The organism is Sphingomonas sp. CCH9-F2 (assembly GCF_001556735.1).
Classification (GTDB): Bacteria; Pseudomonadota; Alphaproteobacteria; order Sphingomonadales; family Sphingomonadaceae; genus Sphingomonas; species Sphingomonas ginsenosidimutans.
Genome location: NZ_LSJO01000717.1, coordinates 1 through 14,951 on the forward strand (window position 1 = coordinate 1; position 14,951 = coordinate 14,951).

Here is a 14,951-nt window from a genome sequence, read left to right on the forward strand (position 1 = left end):
AGCCCGCGCCCGCCGCGATCGTCGTCGACGGGCGCCGCTTCGCGCTCGCCGGTGACGGGCTGACCGGCGCGCGCGCCGCTGCGGTCGTCGCGGCGATGGCCAACGGCCGCGCGATGCAGGTGCGCGGCGGCGGCGGGGCGGCGCTGGGCGACGTGTCGCTGGCGGGCGCGTCGGCGGCGCTGCGCTATATCGACGACCGCCAGGGGCGCGTCGGCACCGTCACCGCCGCAGTGGCCAGGGGTGCCGCGCCACCCGCGCGCGTCCCCGCCGCCCCCGCGCTGCCGGTGGTGGTCGCCGCCGCGCCGGGCGGGCGCGCCGCGACGATCACGCCTTCGCTGCTCGCCGCGATGCAGGCGACCGGCCGATGCGAGACGAAGCGCCCCGATGGCGAACCCTGGACCGCCGAGGCGCACGCGCTGGGCGGCGGCGCGACGCTGGTGCTGCTGCCCTGTTCGATGGGCGCCTATAACGAGGTGCAGGCATTGTTCGTCGTGCGCGACGGCAAGGCCGCGCCCGCGCGGGTCGATGCGCCCGCGGGCTTCGCCGCTACCGGCGCGGACCCGGAAACGCCGGTGCCCAGCCTCGTCAACGCGGCATTCGACGGCGGCGTCCTGAGCAGCTATGCGAAGGGCCGGGGACTGGGCGACTGCGGCCTGTCGCAGGCGTTCGTATGGGATGGGGCCATGCTACGACTGACCGACCAGAACGAGATGCGCGAATGTCGCGGCAATCCGGAATTCCTGTCGCTGTGGCGCGCGCGCGTGGTGCGGCGATGATCGCGCCGCTCGCGCTGCTGCTGTTCGCCCCCGCCGCCGCGCACGCGCCCGGCGACCTGCGCACCTTCACCGACTGGATCATGGGCTGCGACAACCAGCGCGCGTGCCAGGCGGTGGCGCTGGTGCCCGATGATGCGGACGGCGACGGCTATCTGATGCTGGTGCTGCGCCGCGATGGCGCGGCGTCGGCGCCCGCGCAGCTGCAGGTGCCGGTGCCCGATGCGGTCGCGGCGGGCGTACGCCTGTCGTTCGCGGTCGATGGCACGCCGGTGGCGCAGATCGTCGCCCCCGGCAAGGGCGCCGGGCTGGCGCTGCCGTTCGAGGGCGCGATCCGCGCCGCCTTGCTCGGCGGGCGGCAGGCGACGTTGAGCGACGCGCGCGGACGCACGCTGGCGCGCGCGTCGCTGGCGGGGCTGTCGGCCAGCCTGCTGGCGGTGGACGAGGCGCAGCAACGCGTCGGCACCCGCACCGCGCTGGTTCGCCCCGGCGCGCGTCCGGCCACCGCGGTGCCGCCGGTCCCGCCGTTGCCGGTGATCCGCCAGGCGCCCGCGCTGGTCGCGCCGCCGCGCACCATTTCGCCCAAAGAGGCCGCGCAACTGATCGGGCGCGATAATGCGTCGTGCCAATATGCGATCGGCCCGGTGAAGCCGAAGTCGTACCGGCTCGACGCCACCCACTCGCTGATCGCGATCGAGCATCCGTGCGGCAACGGCGCCTACAATATCTACACCAGCCTGTTCGTCGCCGGTGACAAGGGCAAGCCCGCGCCCGCCGTCCTCGACGCGCCCGCCACGTTCGGCGATTCGCCCGTCAATCAGGTCGTCAACGGCGACTGGGACGCGCGCACCCGCCGCCTCACCTCGTTCGTGCGCGGGCGCGGGCTGGGCGATTGCGGGTCGCGACAGGCGTTCGCCTGGGACGGCGCACGCTTCCGGCTGGTCGAACAGGCGCAGATGGGCGAATGCCGCGGCGCTTACGACTATATCACCACCTGGCGCGCACGCGTGGCCGTCAACTGAACGGCTGATCGCCGGTCAGGGTGCGGGCCGCTCCGCCTGCGCCTCCGCCAGGATTACCGCGAACCGCCCGTCGGGATCGGTCCATTCGCGCACCGGCGTCCATCCGCCCGCGCGCAGCAGGATGCGCGCGTCGCGGGGGCCGTATTTGTGGCTGTTCTCGGTGTGGATCGTCTCGCCCGCGGCGATGTCGAACGCGCGCCCCTCCACCTCGAACGCGGCATCCTCTGTCGCCTCCAGATGCATCTCGATCCGCGCGCGATCGTCGTTCCACACCGCCTTGTGGCGGAACGCCTCGACCGGGATCGTCCCGTCCAGTTCGCGGTTGATCCGCTCCAGCAGATTCAGGTTGAACGCCGCCGTCACCCCCGCCGCATCGTCATAGGCCGGGACCAGCACGTCCTCCCCCTTGATCCGGTCCATCCCGATCAGCAGCATCGCGCCTTCCTTCAGCGACGCGCGCATCGCCCGCAACAGGTCGATCGCCGCCAGCGGAATCAGGTTCCCGATCGTCGATCCTGGGAAGAACCCCAGCTTGGGCATGTCCTCGATCGTGCGCGGCAACGTCAGCGGGCGGGTGAAATCCGCCTCGAACGGCAGGATCAGCAGTTCCGGAAACCGCTGCGCCAGCGGGCGCACCGATTCGCGCAGGAAATCGCCCGAAATGTCGATCGGCACATAGGCGCCCGGTGCCAGGCATTCGAGTACGATCGGCGTCTTGGTCGACGATCCCGATCCGAATTCCACCACCGCGCGCCCGGTGCCCACCATCTCGCGCAGGTCGCCGCACATCGCGTGCAGCAGCGCGGTTTCGGTGCGCGTCGGATAATATTCGGGCAGCTCGGTGATGCGTTCGAACAATTGCGACCCGCGATGGTCGTAGAACCAGCGCGCCGGGATCGCGCGCGGGCGGCGCGCCAGCCCCGCCAGCACGTCGGCGCGGAATTGCGGGTCGGCCAGCCGGGTCTGGCCATCCTCGATCTCGGGCTTCAGCATCGCGTCACAGGTCCTTTGCCAGGCGCACGCCGGTGAACTGCCAGCGTTGATGGGGGTAGAAGAAATTGCGGTAGCTGGGCCGCGCATGGCCGCGCGGCGTCGCGCAGCTACCGCCGCGCAGCACGAACTGCCCGCTCATGAACTTGCCGTTATATTCGCCGACCGCGCCGTCGGCGGCACGAAAGCCGGGATAGGGGCGGTACGCCGATCCGGTCCATTCCCACACGTCGCCGAAGAACGCCGGCCCGCCGGTCGACGGACGCGGCTCGATCGCGCCGGCCATATCCAGCTGGTTGCCCCCCGCGGCGTCATGCGCGGCGGCGGCGGCTTCCCATTCGAACTCGGTCGGCAAGCGCGCGCCCGCCCAGCTGGCATAGGCGTCCGCCTCGAAGAAGCTGACATGCGTCACCGGCGCCGCCGGATCGACCACGCGCCGCCCGTCCAGCCCGAAGCGCGTCCACACGCCGTCGCGCCTTTCCCAGTACAGCGGCGCCTCGATGCCCTCGCGCTGCACCCATGCCCAGCCGTCCGACAGCCACCAGCGCGCATCGCGATAACCGCCATCGGCGATGAACGCGGCCCACTCGCCGTTGCTCACGGTGCGGTCGGCGATCGCATGCGCGGGCACCAGCGCGCGGTGGCGCGGCCCCTCGCAATCGAACGCGAAGCCGTCACCGGCATGGCCGATCTCCACCACGCCCTCGTCGCGTGCGATCCATCCGATCGGCCCCGGCATCGCCACCGGCACCTTGGGCGCGGCCGGCCAGACCGCCGGCTCCAGCGGGTTTTCGGAAAACAGGTGCAGCATGTCGGTGACCAGCAGTTCCTGGTGCTGCTCCTCGTGATGGCACCCCAGCGCCACCAGCGCGCGCGCCGCCGGCGGCAGCGTGTCGATTGCCGCGAGCACGCCCGCGTCCACCGCCGCGCGATAGGCCCGCACCTCGTCCAGCGTCGGGCGTGTCACCATCCCGCGCCGTCCGCGCGCGTGCCGGCGCCCCTCCGCCTCGTAATAGCTGTTGAACAGGAACGGGAAGCGTTCGTCGTGCAGCCGGTAATCCGGCACATGATCGCGCAGCACGAACGTCTCGAAGAACCAGGTCGTATGCGCCAGGTGCCATTTGGCGGGCGACGCATCGTCCATCGACTGTACCGTCGCATCGGCGTCGGACAGCGGCGCGGCCAGCGCCAGCATCAGCGCACGGACATCGCGATAGCGTGCGGAAAGGGCACGGGCATCCTGATCGGCGTACCCTGCCGTTGCGTGTCGCTGCGCTTCCATCGATCCGTCTCCCGCGCGCCGGCCATCCCGGCATGCAGAAGATCAGCCGCGCGTCAGCGGTTGGCCCCTGCTACCCACAAAACGTCGCCACCGGCATTTTTGTTCACGTGCCGGCATGCGACAAAAAGGTAGTCCGACAGGCGGTTGAGGTACGCCAGCGCCTGCGGATTGGCCGCATCGCCCATCGCCACGGCCGATCGTTCCGCGCGCCGCACCGTCGCGCGCGCGACATGCAGCGCCGCCGCCGCGCCGCCCGGCAGGATGAAGCTGGTCAGCGGCGGCAGTTCGGCATTGAGCGCGTCGATCGCCGCCTCCAGCCGCGCGACCTGTGCCGGCACGACGCGCAACACCATCTCGGACGGCGTGAAATCCTCGCCCGGCGTGGCCAGGTCGGCGCCCAGATCGAACAGGTCGTTCTGCACCCGCGACAGCTCGCGCGTCACCTCGCCCTCGGGCAGCGATGCGATCGCAACGCCGATGACGCTGTTCGCTTCATCGACGTCGCCGATCGCCTGCATCCGCGCGTCATGCTTGGCCACGCGGCTGCCGTCGACCAGCCCGGTCGTCCCGGCATCGCCGGTCCGGGTGTAGATACGGTTCAGCTTGACCATGCCCCGCGTCAGGTGCGCCCGGCCGCGAACAGGATGACCACCACGATCAACACCGCCAGCGCCTGGAAGAAGACGCGCATCTGCATCATGCGGTTTGATTTCAGCTGCGCCGCGGTCGGCCCGGCCCCGGTCCCGCGCGCCTCCGCCGACGCTTCCTGAAGGAACGAGACGATGCCGCGCACCAGCGCGACCACCGTGGCGATCATCGCCGCGATCAGCAGGATGACGAGGAACGTGTTCATGCGCCGAATGTAGGACGCGCGGGCCGGTGGGGCAATGCGCCGTATCGGCCACCCGTTACCTGCGTTCCGGCGAACGCCGCAACCCAGGGCCAAGCAGAACCATGCCCGCCGACCCGCTACCTCCCCCGCAACCGCGCCGCCACCGCGCGCCCGTCCTCGCCGGCCGCGCGCATCGCCGCCAGCGTCGGCGCGCCGTGGCGCTTGGCCAGCCGCTCCCCGTCCGCGCCGGTCAGCAGCGCGTGGTGGTGGTAACGCGGCACCGGCAGGTCCAGCAGCGCCTGCAGCAACCGGTGGATGTGCGTCGCCTCGAACAGGTCGCGCCCGCGCACCACGTCGGTCACCCCCTGCGCGGCGTCGTCCACCGTCACCGCCAGGTGATAGCTGGCCGGTGCATCCTTGCGTGCCAGCACCACGTCGCCCTGCGCCAGCGGATCGGCCGCGATCGTCCGCCCATGGTCGGTGAAGGCCAGCGCCCCCACGCGCGCCACCGCCGCGGCCATGTCGATCCGCCAGCAATGCGGCGCGTCGCGCTCATCCGCGCCGCGGCAGGTCCCCGGATAGACCGCCACCGGCCCGTGCGGCGCGCTCATCGCCCCGGCGATCTCCGCGCGGGTACAATAGCAGCGGTAGAGCAGCCCCATCCCGCGCAGCCGCTCCAGCACCGCGGCATACCGGTCCAGCCGCGCCGACTGGCGCACCACCGGCCCGTCCCATGCCAGCCCTAGCCACGTCAGGTCGTCCAGGATCGTCGCGACATGCTCGTCGCGGCTGCGCGTCCCGTCGATATCCTCGATCCTCAGCAGGAACCGCCCGCCGCCCTCGCGCGCCATATCGTGCGCCAGGATCGCGGACACGGCGTGGCCCATGTGCAGCCGCCCGGTGGGCGACGGGGCGAAACGGGTGACGATCATGACCGGCGATGTGCGCGGGCATGGACCCGCGATCAAGTCCGCGGCTATCACGCGGGGCATGACGCTTACCCCCCCGATCGCGCCGCAGCGCCCGCATTCCTTCACCGCCCACGGCATCACCATCGACGATCCCTGGGCGTGGCTGAAGGATCCGAACTATCCCGACGTCACCGACCCGGACGTGCTCGCCTATCTGGAGGCGGAGAACGACTATTTCGAGGCACAGATGGCGCCGCACCGCCCTTTGGTCGATCGCCTGTACGAAGAGATGAAGGCACGCATCAAGGAGGACGAATCCTCCGTGCCGCAAAAGGATGGCGACTATCTCTACTGGACCGCGTTCGAAACCGGCGGCCAGTATCGCCTGTGGTGGCGGCGCCCGGTCGCGGGCGGCGCCGACGAGTTGCTGCTCGACGAACCGGCGCTGGCGGCGGGGAAGGAATATTTCCGCCTCGGCGCGTTCGCGGTGTCGAACGACGCGACGAAGCTCGCCTATGCGATCGACGACAACGGCTCGGAACGCTTCACCATCCATGTGAAGGATCTGACCACCGGCGCGCTGCTGTCCGACGTCATTCCGGGGATGCTGTCCGACATCGTCTGGGCGGCGGACGACAGCGGCTTCCTCTATGGCCTCGCCAACAAGGAATGGCGCACCGACAATGCGCGCTTCCACCGGCTGGGCACCGATCCGGCGCAGGACGTCGAACTCTATCACGAGGCGGACGAGGGCTATCGCGTCGCGGTGGGGGAAACCAGCGACCGGCGCTGGATCGTCATCGGCACCGGCGATCACGTCACCAGCGAGGTGCGGCTGCTGCCCGCCGCCGATCCCTTCGCCGAACCGATCCTGGTCGCGCCGCGGCTGGCGGGGCGCGAATATGACGTCGATACCCACGACGACACGCTGTTCATCCACACCAACGATACCGATCCGATGTGGCGGCTGGTCACCGCGCCGATCGCGTCGCCCGGCGAATGGACCGAGCGGATCGCGCCCAGCCAGCGTTTCTACATGACCGGGGTGGAATGTTTCCGCGACTTCTTCGTGGTGGAGGGGCGCGAGGACGGGCTGGACCAGATCGAGCTGCATTCCTACGACCCCGCCGTCCCCGCGCGCCGCATTCCCTTCCCGGAGGCGAGCTACACCGCCGGCACCGGCGACAATCCCGAATATGACCAGAGTGTGATCCGCCTCGGTTATGAATCGATGGTCACCCCCGGCACCGTCTACGATTACGACACCGCCACCGGCGCGCTGACGGTGCTGAAGGTGCAGGAGATTCCGTGCGGCTATGACGCCGCGCGCTACGCCACCGAACGGCTGACGATCCCCGCGCGTGATGGCACCGCGATCCCGGTGTCGATCGTCTATCCCGCCGGCTTTCCGCGCGACGGGTCGCGCCCGCTGTTCCTCTATGCCTATGGCGCCTACGGCCATGCGATCCCGCCGGGCTTCTCGACCGGGCGGCTCAGCCTGCTCGACCGCGGCTTCGCCTATGCCATCGCGCATATCCGCGGCGGCGACGATCTGGGCCAGCAATGGTATCACGACGGCAAGCTGGAAAAGCGCACCAACACCTTCACCGATTTTGTCGATGTGGCGCGCGGGTTGGTCGCGGACGGCTGGACCAGCGCGGGGCGAATCGCGATCGCGGGGCGCTCGGCCGGGGGCGAGTTGATGGGCGCGGTGGTCAATTCCGATCCCGACCTGTGGGGCGCGGTGATCGCCGACGTGCCGTTCGTCGACGTCCTCAACACGATGCTCGACGAAACCCTGCCGCTGACCCCGGGCGAATGGCCCGAATGGGGCAATCCGATCGAGGACCGGGAAGCGTTCGAGCTGATCCGCAGCTATTCGCCCTACGACAACGTGACGGCGCAGGATTATCCCCCGCTGTTCATCTCCGGCGGCCTCAACGACCCGCGCGTCACCTATTGGGAACCGGCCAAATGGGCTGCGAAGCTGCGCGCGACCAAGACCGACGACAACGTCCTGCTGCTCAAGACCAACATGGGCGCCGGCCACGGCGGCAAGTCCGGCCGCTTCGAGAGCCTGCGCGAGGCGGCGGAGGAACACGCCTTCGTGCTGTGGCAGCTGGGTATCGAGGGGTGATCCACGCCCCCCGCCGTCCTGCCGAGGTGCGGCGCGCCGCACCGTCGCCGGGCGTGCGATACCGGCGACTTCGGAACCGGTGCGGACCGCGGCGATACCCGCCTCCGTCATGCCGGACGTGTTCCGGCATCCACCGCGCCGCAGACGCGCACGCCGTCGGTGGCGCGGAACCGTGGACCCCGGAACCGGTCCGGGGTGACGGGTGTGTTGCGCGTTTCGCACCGGTTGCGACCCCGTCCGCACCGGCGCCGCGCGCATGACGATCGAGGCGATCGTCGCGAAATACGGCCTCGCCGCGCTGTTCGCGGGTGCCGCGCTGGAGGGGGAGGCCGCGGTCGTCGCCGGCGGCGTGCTGGCGCACCAGCAATATTTCCCACTGTGGGCCGCGATGATCGCCGCGGCCACCGGGTCGTTCTGCGCGGATCAGGCGTGGTTCTTCGCCGGGCGACGGATGCGCGACCATCGCTGGGTCGCCGCTGCGCGTGCCAGGCCGGCGTTCGCGCGCGCGCTGGCGATGCTGGAGCGACACCCGGTCGGCTTCATCTTCGCCTTCCGCTTCCTCTACGGCTTCCGCACGATCAGCCCGATCGCGATCGGCACCACCGCCGTGGCGCCGCGACTGTTCGCGGCGGTCAATGCGGTGTCCGCGATCAGCTGGGGCATCATCTTCTGTTCGATCGGCTATTGGTTCGGCCATGCGTTCGAGGCGCTGGTCGGCCGGTTGACGCAAGGGCCGCGGCTGTGGTGGCTGGTCGGCGGCATCGTCGCCGCCGGGCTGGCCGCGGCGCTGATCTACCGGCAAAGGAGCCGTGCGCGATGACCTTCCAGCAACGCTTCACCGCCGCCGCGGGCGACATCGACGAACTGGGGCACGTCAACAATGCCGTCTGGGTGCGCTGGATCCAGGAACTGGCGGTTGCCCACTGGGATGCGGTCGCCCCGCCCGAACATCGCGCGGCGCTGGTGTGGGTCGTGACCCGCCACGAAATCGACTATCGCGGCAACGTGGCGGAGGGGGAGACGGTGACCGGCGAAACCTGGGTTCCGGCGCCGCCGCGCGGCGCCCGCTTCGACCGCCACGTCCGCTTCACCGGCTCCGACGGTCGCATCCGGGTGGAGGCGATCACCACCTGGGCACTCCTCGACCGCGCCACCGGCCGCCTGCTCCGCGTCCGCCCGGACATCGCCGCGCCGTTCATGGCGGGGTGAGCGGGGGGTTACCGGCCCAGCCTGCGCACCAGCCGGATGCCCAGCGTGTCGATACCGGGGTTGGTGTCCGAAAAGATCCGGCGGTGGCTGAAATGCTCCCACGCCAGTTCGGCGGCCCAGCGCCGGTTCAGCCGCACGCCGATCGCGGCATTGGGATTGAACAGCACGCGCGATCCCCACGACGTGCGCCTGCGATAGATGTCGTAGCGTCGCCGCGCCTCGGCGTCGGAAATGCCCGGCGCGAACGGATCCGGGGTGAAGCGATAGCCGTCATGCACGGTCACGCCGATGCCGATCTGACCATAGATCCGGTCGCCAAGCGCATGCTGGCGCCATTCCGCGCCCAGGCTCGCAAAATGGGTGCGTCCGGCGGTGTTGATCTGCACCTTGGCGGTGACGCGCGGCTTCAGAACGAAGCGTATGGGGGCGGAGCGATACGAAAGCTGGATGTCGGCGGTGCCATATTCCTCCTCGCCTTCATACAGCACGCCCGCCGGCGTCGCGGGCGCAAACAGCTTGTCGCCCAGCGGGTGGAAATTGGAACCATGGTCGAAAGCGCCGACCGCGATTTCCGGCCGCGCCGAAAGCGCCGGATCGTCCATCGGGCCGGCGCGCTCCTTCGCCACCGCTGTCGTCGAGACGAACGCCATCGCCGCGCCAAGCGCGCGTTTCCATGCACCGATCATGTAACTGCCCCTTCAAACAGGCGTCGCCCGCCCGCCGGAAATGGCGTAAGATAGCAACGAATTTCTGTCAAACAGAAAGATATTGATGACAGACGGCTATTTTCTACCTGCGGGAAAGGCACGCCTGTGCCGCTGGGCGGGTATGATGTTCCTGTTGGCGGCGGCGGTGATGCCGATCGTGATCGCGTTCGCCGGACTGACGCCGGGCGCGACACCGATCTGCGGTGGCGGCTATGGCTGTGTCTGGAAAGCAAGCGCGACGGCGCTGCTGCCGGAAGAAACCCGGGCCGGCATCGAGGAATCGCCCCGCGCCCGTGCCCGATTGGAAACCTACGCCGCGCGGGCCGATGTGCGCGCCGGGCTGGCGGCGATCAGGGCGATCGACCTGCTGCCATTCATGGTGCTGCTTGGCAGCATCGGCGTGGCATTGCGGCGGCTGGGTGGCACCGGCGTCGACACGCTGGAACGGGCATTGCCATGGCTACGCTACGCATCGCTGGCAGCGATCGTCTGGGCGCTCGCCGGCCCCGTCTACGAAAGTGCGCTGGAAACATGGCTGTCGCCGGGCACGCCATCCGGCTTTCAGGTCGTGACGACGGTCACGCTCGCGCCGATCGCCGGCGGGCTGCTGCTCGCCCTTGCCGCTTACGCCGCGATCTGGGCGGTGGAAGCGGCGCTGGAAGCGCGACGCGATCTGGATCGCTTCGTCTGATGCCGATGATCGTCAACCTCGACGTCATGCTGGCGAAGCGAAAGGTTCGTTCGAAGGAACTCGCCGAGGCGATCGGTATCACCGAATCCAACCTGTCGCTGTTCAAGTCGGGCAAGGTGAAGGGCGTACGCTTCTCCACTTTGGCGGCGATCTGCCGCTACTTGGAGTGCCAGCCGGGAGAGATTCTTGCTTACGAGCTTTCCGACGACGATCTGCGGTCGGAAAGCGGGGAGTGACGGCATTCACGCCAAACCCGCCGCCTTCTACGCCGTCGCGTGAAGCAATGACCTTCGCATCTTCGCGCGGCTCATCCACAGTATCCGCACCACCGGCGGCGGTCGGGAACCACCGCCCGCGGGCACACGATCACGCCGGCTGCTTTTCTCCGATCACCTTCAGCAGGTCGTCGAACGACTTGGCGAAGCTCGCCACGCCTTCCTCCACCAGCGTCTCGGTGACGCCGTCCAGGTCCAGCCCCAGCCGCTCGGCATCGGCCAGCACCTGCCTCGCGCCCGCGACGTCGTCGGTCAGCGTCTGCGCGATGGTGCCATGGTCGCGGAACGCGTCCATCGTCTTGGGGGGCATCGTATTGACCGTCTCCGGCCCGATCAGCGCGTCAACGTACAAAGTGTCGGGGTAATCGGGGTTCTTGGTGCCGGTCGATGCCCATAGCAGCCGCTGCGGCTGCGCACCCTTGGCGGCCAGCTTCTGCCAGCGGTCCGACGCGATGAATTCCTGATACCAGGCATAGGCCAGCTTGGCGTTGGCGATCGCCACCTTGCCCTTCAGCGCCTTGGCCTCGTCCCCGCCGACGCCGGCATCGATCTTGTCGTCGATCTTGCTGTCGATGCGGCTGACGAAGAAGCTCGCCACGCTGGCGATGCGGTCGATCGGCAGCCCCTTTTCGGCGCGCTCCTCCAGCCCCTCGACATAGGCGTTCGCGACCTTCTGATACGCCGCGATCGAGAACAGCAGCGTGACGTTGACGTTGATCCCCTTGGCGATCGTGTCGCGGATCGCGCGCACGCCGTCGTCGGTGCCGGGGATCTTGATCATCAGATTGGGGCGGTCCACCGCCTTCCACAGCCGCTCGGCCTCCTCGGCGGTTTCCGGCCCCTTCATCGCCAGATAGGGGGATACCTCCAGGCTGACATAGCCGTCCTTGGCGTCCAGCCGGTCATAAACGGGGCGCAGCGTGTCGCACGCCGCCTGGATGTCCTTCACCGCCTGCGCCTCATACCGCGCCATCGCGGTCGCGCCGGGGTTGACCTTGTCGAACGCGGCGAAGCCCTCGTCATAGGCCTCGCCCGAACCCATCGCTTTTTCGAAGATCGTCGGGTTGGAGGTGACGCCGCTCAGCCCATCCTCGTCGACCAGCTTCTGCAGCCCGCCGGCGTTCAGGAACTTGCGATCCACGAAGTCCAGCCACACCGCGGTGCCGGCGTTGCTCAGATCCTGCAGCTTGCTCATCCCGATCTCCTGTTACCCTCGGCCCCGCGCGGGGGGCGGGGCCGATGTTCGTCATCTCAACCGATATAGTGTCGCCCGCCCGCTTTCGCAGCGGCGGCGGGTCAGTTCGCGCCCATCGCTTCCTTCGCCACCTTCACGACATTCGCCACCGTGAAGCCGAACTTGTCCTGCAGCTTGGCGATCGGGGCCGACGCGCCGAAGGTCGACATGGTGATCTGCCGCCCTTCGTAGCCGACATAGCGGTCCCAGCCGAGCGAACCGGCCATCTCGATCGCGACGCGCGCCTTCACCGCCTTGGGCAGCACGCTTTCCTTATAGGCGGCGTCCTGCACTTCGTAGCGGTGCCAGCTGGGCATCGACACGACACGCGCCTTCACGCCCTCGCCGGTCAGCTGCTCATAGGCCTTCACCGCCAGCGCGACTTCGGATCCGGTCGCGATCAGGATCACGTCCGGCGTACCATCACTGTCGGCCAGCACATAGGCGCCCTTCTCCAGCCCCTCGGCACCGGCATATTTGCTGCGGTCCAGCGTCGGCAGCGCCTGGCGCGACAGCACCAGCGCGGTGGGCGTGCCCGCGTCCTTCATCACCGCGCGCCATGCCGCGGCGACTTCGTTGGCGTCGCACGGGCGGATCGTGTCGAGCCCGGGGATCGCGCGCATCGTCGCCAGATGCTCGATCGGCTGATGGGTCGGCCCGTCCTCGCCCACGCCGATCGAATCGTGCGTGAACACGAACACCGAGCCCAGCTCCATCAACGCCGCCAGCCGCACCGGCGCGCGCATGTAATCAAGGAAGACGAGGAAGGTGGAGCCATAGCCGCGCAGGTGCGACAGCGACATGCCGTTCACCACCGCGCCCATCGCATGTTCGCGCACGCCGAAGTGGAAATTGCTGCCGGCGTAGTTATCCGCCTCGAACGATGCCGCGCCCTTGATGTCGGTCTTGGTCGAAGGCGCCAGATCGGCCGATCCGCCCAGCAGCCACGGCACCTTCTTCGCGATCGCGTTCAGCACCTTGCCGCCCGCGTCGCGGCTGGCGACACCCTTGTCGTCGGCCTCGAACACCGGGATCTCGCTGTCCCAGCCCTCGGGCAGCTCGTCCTTCCACATCGCGTCCAGCTCGGCCGCCTTGTCGGGATGCGCGGCGCGATAGCGGTCGAACAGCGCGACCCAGGCGTCGCGCGCCGCGCCGCCGCGGTCCTTCACCGCCGCGCCGAACGCTTCCTTGACGCCGTCGGGGACGTAGAAGTCCTTGTCGGTCGGCCAGCCGTACGCTTCCTTGGTCTTGACGATATTCTCCGCGCCTAGCGGCTCGCCATGCGCCTTTTCCGTGCCGGCGCGCGGGGAACCCCAGCCGATCACCGAATGGACGACGATCATCGTCGGGCGGTCCTGCTCATCGCGGAACGCCTGGATCGCGGCGGTCAGCGCGCTGACGTCATTGGCGTCGTCGACATGGATGACGTTCCAGCCATAGGCCTCGAAGCGCTTGCCGACATCCTCGTCGAACGCCAGGTCGGTGCCGCCCTCGATCGAGATGTGGTTGCTGTCATAGATCCAGCACAGGTTCGACAGCTTCAGGTGCCCGGCCAGCGACGCGGCCTCGGCGCTGACGCCCTCCATCATGTCGCCGTCGCCGCACAGCGTGTAGACGTCATGGTCGAACAGCGCGAAGTCCGGCGTGTTGTAGCGCGCCGCCAGCCAGCGCTCCGCGATCGCCATCCCCACCGAATTGCCGCAGCCCGCGCCCAGCGGCCCGGTGGTCGTCTCCACCCCCGTCGTGTGGCGATATTCGGGGTGGCCCGGCGTCTTGGAGCCGAGCTGGCGGAACTGCTTGATATCGTCCAGGCTCACCGCCGGCTGGCCGCTCTTGTTACCCTCCGCGTCGATCTCCTCAACGCCGGCCAGGTACAGCAGCGAATAGAGCAGCATTGACGCATGGCCGACCGACAGGACGAAGCGGTCCCGGTTCGGCCAGTCGGCATGCGCGGGGTCATAGCGCAGGAACTGCGTCCAGATCGTCCAGCCGACCGGCGCCAGCGCCATCGGCGTGCCGGGGTGGCCCGAATTGGCCGCCTGCACCGCGTCCATCGACAGCGTGCGGATGGTATCGATCTGCAGCCGCTCGGGGCTGCCGTCTTCATGAACGCCCGCAGGCAGGGTGGCGGTATCGGTCATGGAAACCTCTTATCCGGAATGGTCATGCCAACGCACCGGCGGGGCGCCGGTTGCCGAGTCCCGGCCCCCTTAACGGCTCGCGTCGCCGCGTTCCAGCCGCGTAACGACACCCGCGTCGGCGACATAGGCGGCGTCGACCTCGGACAGGAACAGGCCGTGCCCCAGCGCACCGGGAACGGCGTCGATCGCGCGCGCCAGCCCCGCCGGATCGGCGATCGCGCCGAAACGCGCGTCCAGCACGATATTGCCGTTGTCGGTGACGCCGTCGCGCACCGTCACCGCCGCGCCCAGCGCCGCCAGCCGCTCGGCGACGAAGGCGCGCGCGAACGGCAGCACCTCGACCGGCAGCTTCGCCGCGCCGATCGCAGCGACCCGTTTCGATCCGTCGGCGATCACCACCATCCGCGCGGACGCCGCCGCGACGATCTTCTCGCGCAGCATCGCACCGCCCGCGCCCTTGATCGCCAGCAGCCGCGTATCGACCTCGTCCGCGCCGTCGATGGTCAGGTCGACGCGCGCCACATCGGCGAAATCGCGCACCACCAGCCCGCCGGCACGCGCCTTCGCCGCGCTGTCGATGCTGGTCGCCACCGTCTCGATCCGCGCGCCGCGCGCGATCAGCGCCGCGATCGCGAACGCCACGGTCGATCCGGTGCCCAGCCCGACGAGCATCCCGTCACGCACCTCCGCCACCGCCGCCTCGGCTGCCAGCCGCTTGTCGTCATCGCGCACACCACACCTCCGCCC

At 69.3% G+C, this 14,951-nt stretch carries 16 protein-coding genes; 7 read left to right on the plus strand and 9 right to left on the minus strand.

Features of this window, described 5'->3' with window-relative positions:
- Both AX685_RS20600 and AX685_RS20605 read left to right on the plus strand, forming a co-directional pair.
- Positions 1–776, plus strand: a 776-nt coding sequence (locus tag AX685_RS20600; RefSeq protein WP_066492209.1) for a DUF1176 domain-containing protein, incomplete at its 5' end; no start/stop codon positions are given.
- Complete coding sequence (locus tag AX685_RS20605; RefSeq protein WP_197418751.1) at positions 773–1,795, plus strand: DUF1176 domain-containing protein; 1,023 nt, start codon at positions 773–775, stop codon at positions 1,793–1,795. The genes AX685_RS20600 and AX685_RS20605, both read left to right, overlap by 4 nt.
- Before the next feature lie 15 nt (positions 1,796–1,810).
- Here the strand turns inward: AX685_RS20605 and egtD are convergent, their stop codons facing one another.
- The 5 genes from egtD to gluQRS all read right to left on the minus strand — a co-directional run bounded on the left by egtD (position 1,811) and on the right by gluQRS (position 5,831).
- Complete coding sequence (gene egtD / locus AX685_RS20610; protein ID WP_066492212.1) at positions 1,811–2,788, minus strand: L-histidine N(alpha)-methyltransferase; 978 nt, start codon at positions 2,786–2,788, stop codon at positions 1,811–1,813.
- A gap of 4 nt (positions 2,789–2,792) precedes the next feature.
- The gene (gene egtB / locus AX685_RS20615; RefSeq protein ID WP_066492215.1) at positions 2,793–4,067 is read right to left on the minus strand and encodes an ergothioneine biosynthesis protein EgtB; all 1,275 of its coding nucleotides are present in this window, start codon (positions 4,065–4,067) and stop codon (positions 2,793–2,795) included.
- 53 nt (positions 4,068–4,120) lie between these two features.
- Positions 4,121–4,678 (minus strand): cob(I)yrinic acid a,c-diamide adenosyltransferase, encoded by a 558-nt coding sequence (locus AX685_RS20620; protein ID WP_066492218.1) that lies wholly within the window; start codon positions 4,676–4,678, stop codon positions 4,121–4,123.
- An 8-nt stretch (positions 4,679–4,686) separates the two neighbouring features.
- Complete coding sequence (locus AX685_RS20625) at positions 4,687–4,920, minus strand: twin transmembrane helix small protein (RefSeq protein ID WP_066492220.1); 234 nt, start codon at positions 4,918–4,920, stop codon at positions 4,687–4,689.
- 116 nt (positions 4,921–5,036) lie between these two features.
- The gene (gluQRS, locus tag AX685_RS20630) at positions 5,037–5,831 is read right to left on the minus strand and encodes a tRNA glutamyl-Q(34) synthetase GluQRS (protein WP_066492222.1); all 795 of its coding nucleotides are present in this window, start codon (positions 5,829–5,831) and stop codon (positions 5,037–5,039) included.
- A gap of 58 nt (positions 5,832–5,889) precedes the next feature.
- Here gluQRS and AX685_RS20635 point away from each other — a divergent pair, with 58 nt between their 5' ends.
- The 3 genes from AX685_RS20635 (at position 5,890) to AX685_RS20645 (ending at position 9,156) form a co-directional block, all read left to right on the plus strand.
- Positions 5,890–7,947: a S9 family peptidase gene (locus AX685_RS20635; protein WP_066492248.1), complete on the plus strand. Its 2,058-nt coding sequence runs from the start codon at positions 5,890–5,892 to the stop codon at positions 7,945–7,947.
- Between the two features lie 256 nt (positions 7,948–8,203).
- Positions 8,204–8,767: a DedA family protein gene (locus AX685_RS20640; protein WP_066492228.1), complete on the plus strand. Its 564-nt coding sequence runs from the start codon at positions 8,204–8,206 to the stop codon at positions 8,765–8,767.
- Positions 8,764–9,156 carry an acyl-CoA thioesterase gene (locus AX685_RS20645; RefSeq protein ID WP_066492230.1) on the plus strand — a complete coding sequence of 131 codons (393 nt, stop codon included), beginning with the start codon at positions 8,764–8,766 and terminating at the stop codon, positions 9,154–9,156. The genes AX685_RS20640 and AX685_RS20645 overlap by 4 nt, the downstream gene beginning before the upstream one ends.
- Positions 9,157–9,164: 8 nt before the next feature.
- Here the strand turns inward: AX685_RS20645 and AX685_RS20650 are convergent, their stop codons facing one another.
- Positions 9,165–9,842: an acyloxyacyl hydrolase gene (locus AX685_RS20650; protein ID WP_066492232.1), complete on the minus strand. Its 678-nt coding sequence runs from the start codon at positions 9,840–9,842 to the stop codon at positions 9,165–9,167.
- Positions 9,843–9,927: 85 nt separating this feature from the next.
- Here AX685_RS20650 and AX685_RS20655 point away from each other — a divergent pair, with 85 nt between their 5' ends.
- Together AX685_RS20655 and AX685_RS20660 are read left to right on the plus strand one after the other, a co-directional pair.
- Positions 9,928–10,554, plus strand: a complete 627-nt coding sequence (locus tag AX685_RS20655; protein ID WP_231792332.1) for a hypothetical protein — start codon at positions 9,928–9,930, stop codon at positions 10,552–10,554.
- Positions 10,554–10,790: a helix-turn-helix domain-containing protein gene (locus tag AX685_RS20660; protein WP_066492237.1), complete on the plus strand. Its 237-nt coding sequence runs from the start codon at positions 10,554–10,556 to the stop codon at positions 10,788–10,790. Before AX685_RS20655 ends, AX685_RS20660 begins: the two co-directional genes overlap by 1 nt.
- A gap of 130 nt (positions 10,791–10,920) precedes the next feature.
- Here AX685_RS20660 and tal read toward each other — a convergent pair whose 3' ends face one another.
- The 3 genes from tal to rpiA form a co-directional block, all read right to left on the minus strand.
- Positions 10,921–12,024: a transaldolase gene (gene tal / locus AX685_RS20665; RefSeq protein WP_066492239.1), complete on the minus strand. Its 1,104-nt coding sequence runs from the start codon at positions 12,022–12,024 to the stop codon at positions 10,921–10,923.
- A 101-nt stretch (positions 12,025–12,125) separates the two neighbouring features.
- Positions 12,126–14,204: a transketolase gene (gene tkt / locus AX685_RS20670; protein ID WP_066492242.1), complete on the minus strand. Its 2,079-nt coding sequence runs from the start codon at positions 14,202–14,204 to the stop codon at positions 12,126–12,128.
- Between the two features lie 69 nt (positions 14,205–14,273).
- Positions 14,274–14,936 carry a ribose-5-phosphate isomerase RpiA gene (gene rpiA / locus AX685_RS20675; protein WP_066492245.1) on the minus strand — a complete coding sequence of 221 codons (663 nt, stop codon included), beginning with the start codon at positions 14,934–14,936 and terminating at the stop codon, positions 14,274–14,276.
- Between the last annotated feature and the right edge of the window lie 15 nt (positions 14,937–14,951).